The sequence below is a fragment of the Micromonospora sp. AP08 genome, assembly GCF_008085935.1.
Classification (GTDB): Bacteria; Actinomycetota; Actinomycetes; order Mycobacteriales; family Micromonosporaceae; genus Micromonospora; species Micromonospora chersina.
This window is the reverse complement of sequence record NZ_VSEZ01000023.1, coordinates 43,751-59,822: the sequence shown is the minus strand read 5'-3', so window position 1 is coordinate 59,822 and position 16,072 is coordinate 43,751. Positions and strand designations below refer to the sequence as shown.

Sequence of the window (16,072 nt, the reverse complement as noted above, 5' to 3'; positions counted from 1 at the left end):
TCCACAGGCTGTGGATGGAACATGTGTACGACGGCCGGTCAGTCCTCGGCGGCCGGCGGCGGGTCGGTCATCTCGAAGGCCATGAGGGTGGCGCCCACCCGGACCGTACCGGGCGCGTGCGGCGGCTGGGCGGCGTCGTGCAGCTCGGTCATGATCGCTTGCAGCCGCCCGCGTGCCGCCTCCCAGGCGTCGGGGGAGACCCACAGCTCCGCGTCGGTGGTGACGCCGGCCGTCCCCGGGGCGCGGTGGGCCACCCGGTCGAGCAGGTTGCGGGCGAGCGACTCGGCGAGCAGCGGCTGCCCCTCCTGCTGCTCGGTGAGCCACGGTCCGCGTACCGCCCGGTAGCGGCGTTCCCGGCCGCCCCGCCGGGCGCGCACGTCGGCCAGTTCGACCAGGCCGGCGGCGTCCAGGCGGCGCAGGTGCTGGCTGGCCAGGGCGTGGGAGATGGCCAGCTCCCGGGCGAGCGCGGCGGCGGAGAGCGGCGCGCTCCACAGCAGCGAGAGCATGCGCAGACGTACCGGATGGGCCAGCGCGCGCAGGCGCGGGTCGGTGGTGCTCACGGCCGCCATTGAACCGCACCGGTCAGCACCTCCACCCCCAAGCATTGACTTGGGGGTCGCGTGTGGACACAATCGCACTGCACGGGGGAGGTGCCATGAGCTGGGGTACGACCAGAGTGCTGGGCAACCGCGACGCCGCGCGTTACCTGATCGCGGTGCTGGTGTCCGGCTTCGGCACGGCGGCCATGCTGCTGGTGGCCGGGATCTGGGTGAAGGACCTCACGGGTTCGAGCAGCCTGGCCGGGCTGGTCACCCTCGGCACGTGGGGGCCCACCCTGGTCGCCCCGCTCATCGGAGTGCTGGCCGACCGGTTCCGCCGCCGGCCACTGCTGATCTGGCTGCACCTGGCCATGGCCGCCCTGCTGCCGGTGTTGCTGCTGGTCGACTCCGCCGCCCGGGTCTGGCTGATCTTCGCGGTGATGGTCGTGTACGGGGTCAGCTTCGTGCTGATCGACTCGGCCGAGGCGGCGCTGGTGCCGGCCGTGGTCCCCGGCGAGCTGCTCGGCGACTTCAACGGGCTGCGGATGACGGTCAACGAGGGCATGAAGCTGGTCGCCCCGCTGGCCGGCGCGGGCCTCTTCGCCGCGTACGGCGGGCACCCCGTGGTGCTTCTCGACGCTGCCACCTTCGCCCTCGCCGCACTGCTGCTCACCCTGATCCGGGTCCACGAGGCGCCCCCGCCCCCGCCGGAGCGCTGGACCCGTCAGCTCGCCGAGGGACTCGGGCACCTGCGCCGGCACGCCCCGCTCCGGCACCTGGTCGCCTGCACGGGGGCCGCCATGCTGCTGATCGGGGTCAACGGCGCCCTCGCGTACGCCGTGGTGGACGACGGCCTGCACCGGCCGCCCGAGTTCAACGGGGTGCTCGGCACGGTGCAGGGCGTCGGGTCGATGGTCGGTGGCCTGGCCGCGGGCGCCCTGTTGCGCCGGCTCGGCGACCGGCGGGTGACCGCGGTGGCGGCCGCGCTCCTGGCCGCCGGCCTGGCGCTGCGGGCCGCGCCCGGCCTGGCCCCGGTTGCCGCCGGCACCCTGGCGGTCGGGGTCGGTGCGCCGCTGGTGCTGATCACCGTCTGGACCGCCGTGCAACGGGAGACACCGAACGCGCTGGTCGGGCGGGTGTCCGCGACCGTGAACACGCTGACCTTCGGCCCCGGCACGCTCGCCGTCCTGGCCGGCGCCGGCCTGCTGGAACTGATCGATTACCGGGTGATCCAGCTGGCCGGGGCGCTCGGCGCGGTGCTGCTCGCCGCCTGGGCAGTGCGCGGCCCGCCTTCCGCCCGCCCGGAGGAGCCTGCTCCGGGACCGACCACCCCACTGGCCGCCGGGACGGTGGAGCGGGGCTGACGGCGTACCCCGTCAGGGGCCGGACCCTGACGCGGCGCCGGTCAGCCGGTGAAGCCGCCGTCCGCGTTGATCGTCGCGCCGGTGACGTAGCCGCCGTCCGGCCCGGCCAGGAAGGCCACCACGGCGGCGATCTCGGCCGGCGCGGCGTAGCGACCCAGGGCGGTGAACCCGCGGATGGCGGCCGCGTTCGGCCCGTCCGCCGGGTTCGCGTCGGTGTCGGTCGGCCCGGGGTTGACCAGGTTCACGGTGATCCCCCGACCGCCCAGCTCCCGGGCGAGGCCCCGGGTCAGGCCGAGCAGGGCCGTCTTGCTCATCGAGTAGAGGGCGAGACCGGGAAAGACGGCCCGCTCGGCCACGTTGCTCCCGATGTTCACGATCCGGCCGCCCTCGGTCAGGTGCCCGACCGCCGCCTGCGCGAACACGAACGGCGCCCGCACGTTGACCGCGATGGTCCGCTCGACCTCGTCGGTGCCCAGGTCCGTCACCGGGCCGGTCAGGAACACGCCGGCGTTGTTGACCAGCACGTCGAGCCGGCCGAACTCACCGGCGACCCGGTCGACCGCCCCGCGCGCCGCCGCCGGATCGGCGCTGTCCGCGGGCACCGCCAGGGCGCGCCGCCCCACCGCCTTGATCTGCTTCACCAGCTCGGCCGCCCGGTCGGCGCGCCGCTCGTAGGTCAGCGCCACATCGGCGCCCTCCCGGGCCAGCCGCAGTGCCACCGCCGCCCCGATGCCCCGGCTGCCGCCGGTCACCAATGCCACTTTTCCGTCCAGAACTCCGGTCATGTCACCAGCCTGGCCGGTGGCGGGCGGCGAGTCTGGCGGCGATCAGACGCCGCGTTGGGCGGTGGGAAAACCGGCCACCAGCGGCTGCGTCGCGGGTGTTCTGCGTAACGTCCGAGCAGAGTGGAGCGCCTTCCGGTCGGCGGGCCAGGGTCCGATTCCGGCCCGCGTCGCGTATCGGATCATGAACGGGGAACGATGAGCCGAACAGCACACAAGGGCCGGCGCGCACGGATCTGGCTGGTGGGAGTGGGCGCGTTCGCCCTCCTGGCCGCGGGTGCGGGCACGGCCGTGGCGGGCAGCGACCGGCCCGCCGGCGGCAGGACCGCCGAGCCGCAACTGGTCGCCGCCGGCACCACCGCCAAGGTCGACAAGGCGTCCAGGTCTCCGCAGCCGGGACGGAAGCCACGTCCCACCCCTTCGCCGACGTCCAGCCCGACCGCGAGTCCCACGCCGACGCCGACCCCGACCGCCACGACGTCGCCGCCGAGCACCGACGTGAACGTGCAGATCCCGATCCCGGGTTACGTCACCAACTTCCGGTTCGGCGACATCGTCGTGGACGAGGCGCGCGGCCGGGTGTACATCACGGGAGGCAAGGGGACCGACGGTCTGATCGTCACCGACCTGGCCGGCACCGTCCTGCGTACCCTTCCGGGCATCGCGCCGGGGGCCGCCGGGATGACGCTGAGCCCGGACGGCAGGAAGCTCTACATCGCCGCCGGCGACCAGGACTGGCTCCGGATCGTCGACCTGGACACCTGGGAACTGGACGGGCAGTTCGCCGGGAAGACCGACGGGACCATGACGTGCCCGAAGGACATGGCCTTCGCGGCCGGCCAGCTCTGGGTCTCCTGGGGGTGCGAGAACGAGCCCACGGCGGGCATCGGCCGGGTCGACCTCGCGACCGGGAAGTTCGACGTGTACGCCGTCGACGCCATCGACCAGCGGATCAGCTCGGCGATGCTGCTGGCCACCTCGCCCGCACAGCCCGACATGGTGATCGCCGGGGCGACCGGCACCAGCCCGGCCCTGCTGGTCCGCTTCGAGGCCACCGCGACGGGGCTGGTCCAGCGGGCGATCAGCCGGACCGACGGCGGCTCGGTCGCGCAGCTGGCGGTCACCCCGGACGGCACCGAGGTGATCGTCCCCTCGGGCGCGCCGTACTACCACCCGGTCCTGCGCACCTCCGACCTCGTCGAGGTGCACCGGTACCCGACCGTGCCGTACCCGAATGCCGTGGCGGTCCGGCCCGACGGCCTCGTCGTCGCCGGCACCAACGCGTCGTACGACAAGGACGTCTGGGTCTTCGAGCCGGGCGGCACCACGCCGACCGCCACCTACGAGTTCGGGCACCTGCCGAACCAGGAGACCTGGGCGCACAACCTGGTCACCGGGGGGCTGGCCGTGGCCGGCAACAAGATCTACGCGATCACCGACCAGTTGTCCGAGCCGGAGATGGTGACCCTGCGGATCCGTACCCTGCCCTGAGTGGGTGACAGCGGAAGGGCCGGTCCCTGATGGGGCCGGCCCTTCCGTTTGTCCTGCTCAAGAGAGCGGAGGATACGAGATTCGAACTCGTGAGGGTGTTAACCCAACACGCTTTCCAAGCGTGCGCCCTAGGCCTCTAGGCGAATCCTCCGCGAGCCAGGATACAGGTCCCCGACGGGCGGGACACCCCACCACCCCCTGAAGATCCACCCCGGGTCGGGTACGCTTGGCGGCACCCCCCGTGCGGCGTGCATCTCGTGAACCTCCCCAGGGCCGGAAGGCAGCAAGGATAAGCGGGCTCTGACGGGTGCACGGGGGGCCTTTCTGTCTCCGGCTGCCGGTAACGTCCCTGCGGGTCAGGTCACGGGGTGGTGGGTGGTCACCCGGGGCCGACCGGCGCAGAATGGCTCGGTCGAGAGGAGGCGGGACGGGTGGCACTGGCCCTTTACCGCAAGTACCGGCCCCGTACGTTCGCCGAGGTCATCGGCCAGGAGCACGTCACCGAGCCGCTGTCGCAGGCGCTGCGCAGCGGGCGGCTGAACCACGCCTACCTCTTCTCCGGCCCCCGGGGCTGCGGCAAGACCTCCAGCGCCCGCATCCTGGCCCGCTCGCTCAACTGCGAGCAGGGGCCCACGCCCGAGCCGTGCGGGCAGTGTGAGTCGTGTCGCTCGCTGGCCACCGACGGCGCCGGGTCGATCGACGTCATCGAGATCGACGCGGCCAGCCACGGCGGTGTCGACGACGCCCGTGAGCTGCGCGAGAAGGCGTTCTTCGCGCCGGCCCGCAGCCGCTTCAAGATCTACGTCATCGACGAGGCGCACATGGTCTCGTCGGCCGGCTTCAACGCCCTGCTCAAGCTGGTCGAGGAGCCCCCGGAGTACGTCAAGTTCATCTTCGCCACCACCGAGCCGGAGAAGGTCCTCGGCACGATCAAGTCGCGGACCCACCACTACCCGTTCCGGCTGATCCCGCCGAAGGTGCTCCGGCCCTACCTGGAGCAGTTGACCGAGGCCGAGGGCGTGAAGGTCGAGCCGGCGGTGTTCCCGCTGGTGGTGCGCGCCGGTGGCGGCAGCGCCCGGGACAGCCTCTCCGTGCTCGACCAGCTCATGGCCGGCGCCGGCCCGGAGGGCGTCAGCTACGCCCGGGCCGCCGCGCTGCTCGGCGTCACCGACTCCGCGCTCATCGACGAGATGTGCGACGCGCTCGCCGCCGGGGACGGCGCGGCCGCGTACGCCACCGTCGACCGGGTCGCGGAGGCCGGGCACGACCCGCGCCGGTTCGCCTCTGACCTGCTGGAGCGGCTGCGTGACCTGATCGTCATGCAGCAGGTGCCGGACGCCGCCGCCAAGGGCCTGATCGACGGCCCCGACGACCAGATCGAGCGGATGGCCGCCCAGGCCCAGCGGCTCGGCCCGGCCACCCTGTCCCGCTGCGCCGACATCGTGCACAACGGCCTGGTCGAGATGCGCGGCACCACCGCGCCCCGGCTGCTGCTGGAGCTGATCTGCGCCCGGATGCTGCTGCCCGGCGTGGACGACTCGGCCGGCGGCCTGCTCCAGCGCCTGGAGCGGATGGAGCGCCGGCTCACCCTGGGTGGCGCCGAGCCGCCGCCGGCCGCCGCCGGCCCCACGCCGGTCGCCCCGGCCGCGGAGGTACGCCCGGCCACTCCCGCCCCGACCGCGGCTGCCGCCGCGCCCGACCAGGCCACCGCCGGCACGCCGGCGGCTGCCGGTGCCCCGACCGGGGCGGCCGCCGCCCGCGCCGCCGCCGCGGCGGCCGGTGCCCGTTCGGCGCCGGCCCGCCCCGCCGACCCGGCCGCGAGCGGTCCCGCCCAGCCCGGTCCGGGCACCCGTCCCGCCGACCGGGCCGGCCCGGCCCAGCCCGCCTCGGCCGGCTCCCCGGCCGACCGGACGCCCGGCGGCCCGGCGGCCGACGGTCCGGCGTCGGTCGCTCCCGCCCGGCGGCCGGTGCCGGCCTCGGCGGTGCTGCCCGATCCGGCGACCCCCGAGCCGCCGCGCCCCGGCGCGGCCCCGGCCGGCGCGCTGGACGCCGTGGCGGTCCGCCGGGTCTGGCCGGAGGTGGTCGGCAAGGTCAACCGGAGCAACAAGCGGATCGCGGCGCTGATGCGCGACGCGGTGGTCCGTGACCTGGACGGCGACACGCTGGTGCTGACCGTGAAGTCGACGGTGCTGGCGAAGATGATGGCCGACCACGCCGCCGTGCTCACCGACGCGCTCTACGAGGAGCTGGGCGGCCGCTGGCAGATCCGGTGCGAGGTGGCCGGCGAGCGGGGCGCGGCCTCGCTCGGCGGCCCGTCCCGGCCCTCCGGCTCGTCCCGTCCGGCGCCCGAGGCCGACCCCACCCGCTCGGCGGCCGGTCCGGATGCCGCACCGGCCCGTCCAGCGGCGGATCCGGTCCGCCCGGCCGGGCCGTCCGACACAGCGGGAAACCAGGCCGGGGGCCGGCCCGGGGCCACGGCGGTTCCGTCCGACCCTCAGCCGAACCAGGCCGGGGGGCGGCCCGGGGACACCGCCCGACCGTCCGGCCCTCCGGCGAACCGTGCTGGTGGCTCGGCCGGAGGCCGGGGCGGGAACGCCGGCCCGTCCGGTGGCGCCGCCCGCACGTCCGAGCCGTCCGGTGGCCCTGCCGCTCGCGGGACGGCTGCCGGCGGGGACGACGACGAGGAGGACTGGCCGGAACCGGCCCGGCCGGGAGGCGCCGGACTGCCGGCGGGCGACGGCGCTGCCCCGAGGGCTGCCGACACGGAAGACTGGCCCGTACCCGCCCGTCCGGGTGGCGCGGCACCCGTGACCGTGGCTGCTGCCTCGGCCGCCACCACGACGACTGCGCCGACGGCTGCCACCGCGTCGGGCGGGGCCGCGCCCGCCGTACCCAGGCCGGCCGGACCACCGGCCACGGCGCCGGCGGCCGGTGGCACGCCGAAGAACAGCGCGATCGCGGCGGCCCGGGCGGCCGCGGCGGCCGCCGCCGGTGGCGGGCCGAGCAAGGGCCCGCGGGCGGCGCAGGCGACCCGGAAGACCGCGGACGCCGACTGGGCCGGGGAGCCGCCCTACGACCCGGACTACGACGGGCCGGTGGGCGGCCGGTCGGCGGGCGCGGCCCCGGCGGCGCCCGCCTATGAGGGCTTCGACCCGGGCGACGAGCCGCTGGACGACGTGATCGACGAGCGGACCGCGCGGCAGTCCAGCGAGGAGCAGGCCGTGCAGCTGCTGCGCGAGGCGTTCGGAGCCGAGAAGATCGACGAGGTGGATGCGCGCTGAGCGCGCGTCGACCGCCAAGGAGCAGTGCCGTCGCCCGACTAGGCTGGGCGCGGCGGATCAGACGAGTGCGAGAAGGAGCCATCCGTGCGCCCAGGTGGACAGCCGAACATGCAGCAGATGCTGAAGCAGGCGCAGAAGATGCAGCAGCAGATCGCCAAGGCCCAGGCCGAGCTGGCCGAGACCGAGCTGACCGGCACCGCCGGTGGGGGCCTGGTCACCGCCACCGTCGCCGGCACCGGTGAGCTGAAGGCGATCAAGATCGACCCGAAGGCGGTCGACCCGGAGGACGTGGAGACGCTGGAGGACCTGGTCGTCGCCGCCGTGCACAACGCCGCCGAGGCCGCCCGGGAGCTGACCGAGAAGAAGATGGGCCCGGTCGCGGGCGGGATGGGCGGCCTCGGCCTGCCCGGGTTCTGAGCCGGCAGATGTACGAGGGTGCCATCCAGGATCTGATCGACGAGCTGGGCCGGCTGCCGGGCGTGGGCCCGAAGAGCGCCCAGCGGATCGCGTTCCACGTCCTCTCGGCGGATCCCGTCGACGTGAACCGGTTGGCCGGTGCGCTGCGCAAGGTCAAGGAGCTGGTGCGGTTCTGCACCACCTGCTACAACGTGGCCGAGTCGGAGCAGTGCCGGATCTGCCGCGATCCCCGGCGTACGGACGAGGTGCTCTGCGTGGTCGAGGAGCCGAAGGACGTCGTGGCGATCGAGCGGACCGGTGAGTTCCGCGGTCGCTACCACGTGCTCGGCGGCGCGATCAACCCGCTGGAGGGCATCGGCCCGGACAACCTGCGGATCCGGGAGCTGATGACCCGGCTGGGCGGCGGCGCGGTCCGCGAGCTGATCCTCGCCACCGACCCGAACACCGAGGGTGAGGCGACCGCGACCTACCTGGCGTTGATGGTGAAGCCGATGGGCATCGCGGTGACCCGGCTGGCCAGCGGCCTGCCGGTCGGCGGCGACCTGGAGTACGCCGACGAGATCACCCTGGGCCGCGCGTTCGAGGGCCGCCGGGCGATCTGACCCGCGGCCACGACCATGCCGGCCGGTTCCCTTCGGGGGCCGGCCGGCGTCGTCCGCCCATCCGGAATGTGGGAAGAGTGCGATTCGCCACTGGCGCGCCGCCTGGCCGGTGATTGACCTGTTTCGCCCCGATTCATCCGATCCCACTATCTGCTCGCGGCTGTGACAGTCCTGTTTGTCGGGAGATCCGCCGCTGTCAGACCCGGCCACTTGGTGTCGGCTTGGTAGCGATTGCCTAACGGGCGTTCCGCATTCTGTGTGTCGTGTCATAGCCTCCCGCACACGGACTGAGTCACAGCTCGGCGTGAACACATGCGCATGACAGAGGTGAGAGATGCAGGCGAGCAGGCTTAAAGCGGCCGTGGCCCTCGCGGCCGCTGCCGCTCTGGCGGTCGGAGCGTCCGGCTGCGCGAAGAGCGAGCGCGACGAGGACAGCGGTGGGGCGAAGACCGGCGGCACCTTCGTCTTCGCGGGCGCCGGTGACCCGAAGAACTTCGACCCGATCTTCAATGACGACGGTGAGTCCTTCCGGCCGATCCGGCAGATGTACGACACCCTCGTGCAGAACAAGCCCGGCACGGCCGACCTGCAGGGTGCCCTGGCGGAGAGCTGGGAGCACGACGCGGAGGGCAAGGTCTGGACCTTCAAGCTGCGCAAGAACGTGAAGTTCCACGACGGCACCCCCTTCAACGCCGCCGCGGTCTGCTTCAACTTCGACCGCTGGTTCAACATGAAGGGTGCCGCCGCCCAGTCGCAGATGATCTACTACTCGGACGTCTTCGGCGGCTTCGCCAAGAACGAGGCCGAGGGTGTGGGCGACCCGGTCTACAACAAGTGCGAGGCGAAGGACGACTCCACCGCCGTCGTCACGATGAACCAGTACAAGGGCGCCTTCCCGGGTGCCTTCGCGCTGACCGCGTTGTCGATCGCCAGCCCCGAGGCGCTGAAGAAGTACGACGCGGACATCGTGAAGCAGAACGGCGACTCCTTCGAGTACAGCGCGTTCGCCAACGAGCACCCGGTCGGCACCGGCCCGTTCACCTTCGGTGGCTGGGACAAGGCCAAGGGTGAGATCACCCTGAACCGGAACCCCGACTACTGGGGCGAGAAGGCCAAGGTCGACAAGCTCGTCATCAAGGTCATCAAGGACGAGAACACCCGCAAGCAGGAGCTGCGGGCGGGCACCGTCCAGGGCATCGACTTCCCGGCCCCGGCCGACCGCAAGGCGCTCTCCGGTGAGGGCTTCCAGGTCCTCGACCGCCCGGCGTTCAACATCCTCTACCTCGGCTTCAACCAGAAGAACCCGAAGCTGAAGGACCTGCGGGTGCGCCAGGCGATCGCCTACGCCCTCAACCGCCAGCAGCTCGTCCAGACCAAGGGCCCGGGTGGCACCAAGGTCGCCGACGAGTTCATGCCGGACACCGTGCTCGGCTACGCCCAGGACGTGCAGAAGTACGACTACAACGTCGAGAAGGCCAAGCAGCTGCTCAAGGAGGCGGGCGCCGAGAACCTGACGCTCAACTTCTACTACCCGACCGACGTCTCCCGGCCGTACATGCCGAACCCGCAGGAGATCTTCACCGTCCTGGCCAACGACCTGCAGGCCGTCGGCATCAAGGTCAACGGTGTGGCCCGCCCGTGGAACGGTGGCTACAAGGACGACGTGCAGCAGTTCGGCAAGCAGGACCTGCACCTGCTCGGCTGGACCGGTGACTACAACGACCCGGGCAACTTCGTCGGCACCTTCTTCGGCCGCGCCAAGGTCGAGTTCGGCGACCAGGCGATGACCGAGATGTTCGCCGCCATCACCAAGGCCGACGGCACGGTCGACGAGGCCGGCAAGAAGGCCGCCTGGGAGCAGGTCAACCGCGACATCGCTGGCAAGTGGCTGCCGGCCGTGCCGATCTGGCACGCCCCGCCGGCCATCGTGGTCACCAAGGACGTCAAGGGTCTGGTCGCCAGCCCCCTGACCGACGAGCGGTTCAACACCGTCAGCGTCGGCTGAAGCGCCACTGACCGCTGACGCCGTACGCGGAATCGGCCCGGGCCGGGCTCTCTCTCCCGGCCCGGGCCGACCCGCTGTTACCGAGAATCTGGTGTGTGAGAGATGTTGCGAGTCATAGTCCGCCGCCTGCTGCAGCTGGTGGTGACCCTGATAGGGCTGTCCGCGCTGGTCTTCATCTGGCTGCGGAACCTCCCCGGCGGCCCCATCGAGGCGCTGCTCGGTGAGCGGGCCACGCCGGAGCGGCGCGCCCTGCTGGTCAAGGCCCTCGGCTACGACCAGCCGATCCTGGTGCAGTACGCCAAGTTCATGCAGCGGCTGCTCACCGGCGACTTCGGCAACTCGATCCGGAGCGGCGACCCGGTCACCGAGGTGATCGGCCGCGCCTTCCCGGCCACCATCGAGCTGGCCGCGGCCGCCATGATCATCGCCATCGGGCTCGGCGTGCCGCTCGGCTACCTCGCCGCCCGGCACCGCGGCCGGCTGCTCGACAACCTGAGCATCGCCGGCACCCTGCTCGGCATCTCGATCCCGATCTTCTTCCTGGGCTACCTGCTCAAGGACGTCTTCACCCAGAACATGCACTGGTTCCCGCCCTCGGGCCGGATCAGCACCGGGGTGGACAACACCGACATCACCGGCTTCTTCGTCCTCGACGGGCTGCTCACCCGCGAGTTCGACGCCACCGGCGACGCGCTGTGGCACCTGATCCTGCCGGCGTTCACCCTGGCCACCATCCCGCTCGCGGTGATCGTCCGGATCACCCGGGCCAGCGTGCTCGACGTGCTCAACGAGGACTACGTCCGCACCGCCGAGGCGAAGGGCCTGCGCCACAAGACCATCCGGGGCCGGCACATCCTGCGCAACGCCCTGCTGCCGGTGGTCACCACCATCGGCCTCCAGACCGGCGCGCTGCTCTCCGGCGCGGTGCTCACCGAGCGGGTGTACAACTGGGGCGGCCTCGGCACGCTGATCTACGACTCGATCAGCGGCGGCCGCGACTACCCGGTGCTCCAGGCGCTGATCCTCCTGGCCGCGCTGGTCTTCGTGGTGGTCAACCTCCTGGTCGACCTCTCCTACGCCTTCATCGACCCGAGGGTGCGTGTGCGATGAGTGACCCGATCACCCGGCCCGTCGTGGGCACCCCGCGCGAGAGCGTGGACCCCTCCGCCGTCGAGGAGAAGCGCGAGGGCATCCTCCCGCGCGGCATCGACCGGCTGGGCGAGCGCAAGCGCGCCCGGCTGGAACAGCTCGCCCAGGCCACCGCCGACAAGGGCGGCGTGAGCCTGGTCCGGGACGCGTTCCGCCGGCTGCGGCGCAACCCGACGGCGATCATCGGCGCGTCCATCGTGGCGCTCTTCGTCCTGGTCGCGATCTTCGCGCCGCTGCTCGCGCCGCACGACCCCGCGCAGCGCTTCGACGAGCTGACGAAGAACCTCACGGTCGACAGCATCCCGGGCGCCAGCAGCGGGTTCCCGCTCGGTTCCGACCCGCTCGGCCGGGACTTCCTGTCCCGCATGATCCACGGCAGCCGGCAGACCCTCTTCGTCGGCGTGCTCGCCACGCTGATCGGGTTGGCCCTGGGCGTGCTGATCGGCGCGATCGCCGGTGCCTTCGGCGGCTGGGTGGACAACATCCTGATGCGCTTCACCGACGTGATGCTGGCCCTGCCGGCCCTGCTGCTGGCCATCAGCCTCGTGGCCATGGCCAGCCGGTCCAGCCAGTGGACGGTCATCCTGGCGGTGGCCATCGTCAACGTGCCGATCTTCGCCCGGCTGCTGCGCGGTTCGATGCTCGCCCAACGGGAGAGCGACCACGTGCTGGCCGCCCGGGCGCTCGGCGTCAAGCAGGGGTCGATCGTGCTCCGGCACATGCTGCCCAACGCGATGACCGCCGTGATCGTGCAGGCCACGCTGACCCTCTCCACCGCGATCCTGGAGGCGGCGTCGCTGTCCTTCCTCGGTCTCGGTGACCCCGACATCAACCGCGCCGAGTGGGGCCTGATGCTCGGTGTGGACGGGCAGCGCTACTTCGAGGTCCGGCCGGAGCTGGCCTACTACCCGGCCGTCGCGATCATCGTGGTCGCGCTGGGCTTCACCCTGCTGGGTGAGGGCATGCGCGAGGCGATCGACCCGAAGAGCCGGCGGTGACGGCGATGCGGACCAAGGACCTGCACGGTGAGGAAGTGACCCGATGAGCCTGCTCGACGTACGCGATCTGAGCGTGGTGTTCCAGCGTCGCGGTGAGCGGCCGTTCACCGCGGTCGACCAGGTCAGCTTCAGCGTGGAGCCGGGGCAGACCGTGGGCCTGGTCGGCGAGTCCGGCTGCGGCAAGAGCGTGACCAGCCTGGCGATCATGGGCCTGCTGCCCCGGCGGGGCAACAAGGTCACCGGCGAGGTCAACTTCGACGGCGCCGACCTGCTGAAGCTGCGCCCGGACGACATGCGGGACCGGCGCGGCCGGGACATCGGCATGATCTTCCAGGACCCGCTCTCCTCGCTGAACCCGGTCGTGCCGATCGGCACGCAGGTGGCGGAGGTGCTGGAGCGGCACCGCGGGATGGACCGCAAGGTGGCCATGAAGGAGGCCCGGGAGCTGCTCGACGCGGTCGGCATCCCGGACCCGACGCGGCGGCTCAAGGAGTATCCGCACCAGATCTCCGGCGGCATGCGGCAGCGCGCGCTGATCGCCATCGCGCTGGCCTGCAAGCCGCGGCTGCTGATCGCGGACGAGCCGACCACCGCGCTGGACGTGACCATCCAGGCGCAGATCCTCACCCTGCTCAAGCAGCTCGTCGACGAGACCGGCACCGCGCTCATCATGATCACGCACGACCTGGGCGTGGTGGCCGGCCTCTGCGACACCGTCAACGTGCTCTACGGCGGCAAGGTGGTCGAGCGGGCCGAACGGCACGAGCTGTTCGCCCGGCCGCGGCACCCGTACACGCACGGGCTGCTGAACTCGGTGCCGCGGCTGGACTCGCCGCGGGGCGAGCGGCTGCACGCCATCCGCGGCTCGGTGGCCGACAACATCCCGTGGGTCGAGGGCTGCGCGTTCGCCCCCCGCTGCGACAACGTGGTGGACGCCTGCCTGGAGGGCACGCCTCCGCTCGAACCCACCGCGACCGGCGGCGACCTGCGCTGCAACAACCCCGTAACCGAGGAGGTGGCGGTGCCGTGACCGAGTCGACCGAGCGGACCGGACCACTTGTCGAACTGCGCGACGTCAAGGTCCACTTCCCGATCAAGAGCGGTGTGCTCTTCGACCGCACCATCGGCTACGTCTACGCCGTCGACGGCGTCTCGCTCTCCATCAACAAGGGCGAGACGTACGGGCTGGTGGGCGAGTCGGGGTGTGGCAAGTCCACCCTCGGCCGGGGCCTGCTGCGGCTGGTCGAGCCGACCGACGGTGAGATCGTCTTCGACGGCACCGACATCCGCGCGCTCAAGGGCGAGTCGATGCGCCGGATGCGCCGCCGCATCCAGATGATCTTCCAGGACCCGCTGTCCAGCCTCGACCCCCGCCAGTCGGTGGAGTCGCTGCTGGTCGAGGGGCTCAAGGCGCACGGCCTGGCCAAGGACAAGGCGGCCACCGCCAAGCGGCTCCGGGAGGCGCTCGCCGCGGTCGGCCTGCCGGCCTCGGCGCTGAGCAAGTACCCGCACGAGTTCTCCGGCGGGCAGCGGCAGCGCATCGGCATCGCCCGGGCGCTGGTGCTCGACCCGGACCTGATCGTCGCCGACGAGCCGGTCTCCGCGCTCGACGTGTCGATCCAGGCGCAGGTGATCAACCTGCTGGAGGAACTCCAGAACGAGCACGGCCTGACGTACCTGATCATCGCCCACGACCTGGCGGTGGTCCGGCACATCGCCGACACGGTCGGGGTCATGTACCTCGGCGGACTGGTCGAGGAGGCGTCCAGCGACGACCTCTACCGGGAGCCGATGCACCCGTACACGAAGGCGCTCATGTCGGCGGTGCCGGTGCCGGACCCGCAGGTGGAGGACCGCCGCGAGCGGATCCTGCTCGCCGGCGACCTGCCCTCGCCGACGAACCCGCCGGCCGGCTGCCGGTTCCACACCCGCTGCCCGTGGGCCCAGCCGACCCGCTGCGCCGAGGAGCGGCCGGCGCTGCGCCAGGTGCTCGACGGGCACCGGGTGGCCTGCCACTACGCGGAGGACATCGCCGCCGGCCGGATCCGGCCGCACGAGGTGGAGCCGGAGCTGGTCCGGCCGGACGACGGGGCCGCGCCGGGCGACACCGGCGAGCTCATCCCGACCCCGTGACGTGACGACGCGAGGCCCCTTCCCCGGCCGGGGAAGGGGCCTCGTCGCGTTCGGAGCGGGTCAGCCCTCGGGGCGGTTGAGCAGGGCCACCGCGACGGTGTGCACGGCGTCCAGCGCGGCCGGGTCGGCCAGCGGCACCCGGCCGCCGGTCACCGCGTACCACTCGTCGGCGTCCTTGTACTGCACGCGCAGGGTGACCTGGCCGTCGGCGTACTCGGTGCGCAGCGTCAGGTCGCCGGTCACCACGCCTTCCTCGTCGGTCATCACCCCGCCCGGGCCGGCGGTGATGTCGCTGGTCCGCTCCTGCGGCCCGGGCGCCGCCGGGGCGCCGGCGGGTGCGGGCGGGGTGGCGTCGGCGGACATCCCGGCCCCGGAGACGTCGGCGGGGGCCGCCGGCGTGCCGTCGGCCGTCATCCCGGCCGAGGTCGGGCCGGGCGCCGCCGCACCGCGCGGGGTCGTGCCGCCGGCGGCGGTCGTGCCGCCGGTTGCCGCGGCACCGCCGGCCGCCGCCGCGGCGTCCTCACCGGTCGCGTCCGGCGTCCTCTCCGGCGCCGGCCTGTCGCCGGCCCCGGTCACCGCTTGGTCGCCCATGTGCAGCCCTCCAACATGTCGGTGAGAGCGGCCTTCTCGGCACTGGTCACCGTGAGCCGCCAGTAGTGCTTGACCGTGATCCAGTCCGCCGCGTACCGGCACCACACGGCCTTGTTCGGCGGCTTCCACTGGGACGGGTCCTGGTCACCCTTTGCCCGGTTCGAGCGCAGGGAAACCGCCACCAGCTGCGGCCGGGTCAGGTCGTTGGCGAAGTCGCCGCGCTTCGCGTCGTCCCACTCGTCGGCGCCGGAGCGCCAGGCGTTCGCCAGCGGCACGACGTGGTCGATGTCCACGTCGGCCGGATCGGTCAGGTCCAGCCCGTCGTACGGGCTCTCCCAGCGGCCGCCGACCACGTTGCAGCCGGAGAGCTTGATGCTCTCGCCGTCCCGTTGCAGCACGCTGTCCCGCACGTCGCAGTTCTTGCCGGTGTCCCGCCAGTGCGGGAAGCGGGTCCGGCTGTAGCCCTTCATCGACCCGGCGGCGGCGACCGTCAGCTCACCGAGCTGCTGGTCGACGTTGCCGGTGCTGCTGGGCGACGTGTCCGGCTCGTCGACCGGCACGCAACCGGCCACGCCGAGGGCGAGCACCGCGGTGAGCGCGGCGGCCATCCCGGCACGGGCTCCTGATCTGGTACGCACAGACGACACCTCTCCAGCTTGCGTGCTCCGGGCGATCCCGCACAGTACCGGGGCGACGGTTTCTGTGATTCGTGGCGTCGGC

General features: G+C 72.6%; 14 protein-coding genes, 1 tRNA gene and 1 other RNA gene. 11 read left to right on the top strand and 5 right to left on the bottom strand.

What is annotated here, in order from left to right; translation table 11 throughout:
• Positions 1-38 precede the first annotated feature (38 nt).
• Entirely contained in the window at positions 39-560 is a 522-nt protein-coding gene (locus FXF50_RS27005; protein ID WP_187399839.1) for a helix-turn-helix transcriptional regulator, read from the bottom strand.
• A 95-nt stretch (positions 561-655) separates the two neighbouring features.
• On the opposite strand from FXF50_RS27005, the gene FXF50_RS27000 reads away from it, so the two are divergent.
• A complete protein-coding gene (locus FXF50_RS27000; RefSeq protein ID WP_148431744.1) occupies positions 656-1,903 on the top strand; it encodes an MFS transporter in 1,248 nt (415 codons plus the stop codon).
• 41 nt (positions 1,904-1,944) lie between these two features.
• On the opposite strand, the gene FXF50_RS26995 is transcribed toward FXF50_RS27000, so the two are convergent.
• Positions 1,945-2,688: an SDR family NAD(P)-dependent oxidoreductase gene (locus FXF50_RS26995; RefSeq protein WP_148431743.1), complete on the bottom strand. Its 744-nt coding sequence runs from the start codon at positions 2,686-2,688 to the stop codon at positions 1,945-1,947.
• A 195-nt stretch (positions 2,689-2,883) separates the two neighbouring features.
• On the opposite strand from FXF50_RS26995, the gene FXF50_RS26985 reads away from it, so the two are divergent.
• Positions 2,884-4,176, top strand: coding sequence for a WD40 repeat domain-containing protein (locus FXF50_RS26985; protein WP_187399838.1), 1,293 nt, complete (start codon positions 2,884-2,886; stop codon positions 4,174-4,176).
• Positions 4,177-4,242: 66 nt separating this feature from the next.
• On the opposite strand, the gene FXF50_RS26980 is transcribed toward FXF50_RS26985, so the two are convergent.
• Positions 4,243-4,327, bottom strand: a tRNA-Ser gene (locus FXF50_RS26980).
• 82 nt (positions 4,328-4,409) lie between these two features.
• Here FXF50_RS26980 and ffs point away from each other — a divergent pair.
• The 9 genes from ffs to FXF50_RS26935 all read left to right on the top strand — a co-directional run bounded on the left by ffs (position 4,410) and on the right by FXF50_RS26935 (position 14,761).
• Positions 4,410-4,500, top strand: an RNA gene (gene ffs / locus FXF50_RS26975) — signal recognition particle sRNA small type.
• Positions 4,501-4,607: 107 nt separating this feature from the next.
• On the top strand, positions 4,608-7,457 hold the full coding sequence (locus FXF50_RS26970; RefSeq protein WP_148431740.1) for a DNA polymerase III subunit gamma and tau: 2,850 nt from the start codon (positions 4,608-4,610) through the stop codon (positions 7,455-7,457).
• A gap of 108 nt (positions 7,458-7,565) precedes the next feature.
• The gene (locus FXF50_RS26965; RefSeq protein ID WP_222866112.1) at positions 7,566-7,874 is read left to right on the top strand and encodes a YbaB/EbfC family nucleoid-associated protein; all 309 of its coding nucleotides are present in this window, start codon (positions 7,566-7,568) and stop codon (positions 7,872-7,874) included.
• 8 nt (positions 7,875-7,882) lie between these two features.
• On the top strand, positions 7,883-8,476 hold the full coding sequence (recR, locus tag FXF50_RS26960) for a recombination mediator RecR (RefSeq protein WP_148431739.1): 594 nt from the start codon (positions 7,883-7,885) through the stop codon (positions 8,474-8,476).
• 334 nt (positions 8,477-8,810) lie between these two features.
• On the top strand, positions 8,811-10,481 hold the full coding sequence (locus FXF50_RS26955; protein WP_148431738.1) for an ABC transporter substrate-binding protein: 1,671 nt from the start codon (positions 8,811-8,813) through the stop codon (positions 10,479-10,481).
• A 102-nt stretch (positions 10,482-10,583) separates the two neighbouring features.
• On the top strand, positions 10,584-11,591 hold the full coding sequence (locus FXF50_RS26950) for an ABC transporter permease (RefSeq protein WP_148431737.1): 1,008 nt from the start codon (positions 10,584-10,586) through the stop codon (positions 11,589-11,591).
• Positions 11,588-12,628, top strand: coding sequence for an ABC transporter permease (locus tag FXF50_RS26945; RefSeq protein WP_148431736.1), 1,041 nt, complete (start codon positions 11,588-11,590; stop codon positions 12,626-12,628). Before FXF50_RS26950 ends, FXF50_RS26945 begins: the two co-directional genes overlap by 4 nt.
• Before the next feature lie 43 nt (positions 12,629-12,671).
• The gene (locus FXF50_RS26940; RefSeq protein WP_148431735.1) at positions 12,672-13,658 is read left to right on the top strand and encodes an ABC transporter ATP-binding protein; all 987 of its coding nucleotides are present in this window, start codon (positions 12,672-12,674) and stop codon (positions 13,656-13,658) included.
• Positions 13,655-14,761: an ABC transporter ATP-binding protein gene (locus FXF50_RS26935; RefSeq protein WP_148431734.1), complete on the top strand. Its 1,107-nt coding sequence runs from the start codon at positions 13,655-13,657 to the stop codon at positions 14,759-14,761. The genes FXF50_RS26940 and FXF50_RS26935 overlap by 4 nt, the downstream gene beginning before the upstream one ends.
• Before the next feature lie 60 nt (positions 14,762-14,821).
• On the opposite strand, the gene FXF50_RS26930 is transcribed toward FXF50_RS26935, so the two are convergent.
• Both FXF50_RS26930 and FXF50_RS26925 read right to left on the bottom strand, forming a co-directional pair.
• A complete protein-coding gene (locus FXF50_RS26930; protein ID WP_148431733.1) occupies positions 14,822-15,352 on the bottom strand; it encodes a hypothetical protein in 531 nt (176 codons plus the stop codon).
• On the bottom strand, positions 15,334-15,960 hold the full coding sequence (locus tag FXF50_RS26925) for an HNH endonuclease family protein (RefSeq protein WP_187399842.1): 627 nt from the start codon (positions 15,958-15,960) through the stop codon (positions 15,334-15,336). The genes FXF50_RS26930 and FXF50_RS26925 overlap by 19 nt, the downstream gene beginning before the upstream one ends.
• Between the last annotated feature and the right edge of the window lie 112 nt (positions 15,961-16,072).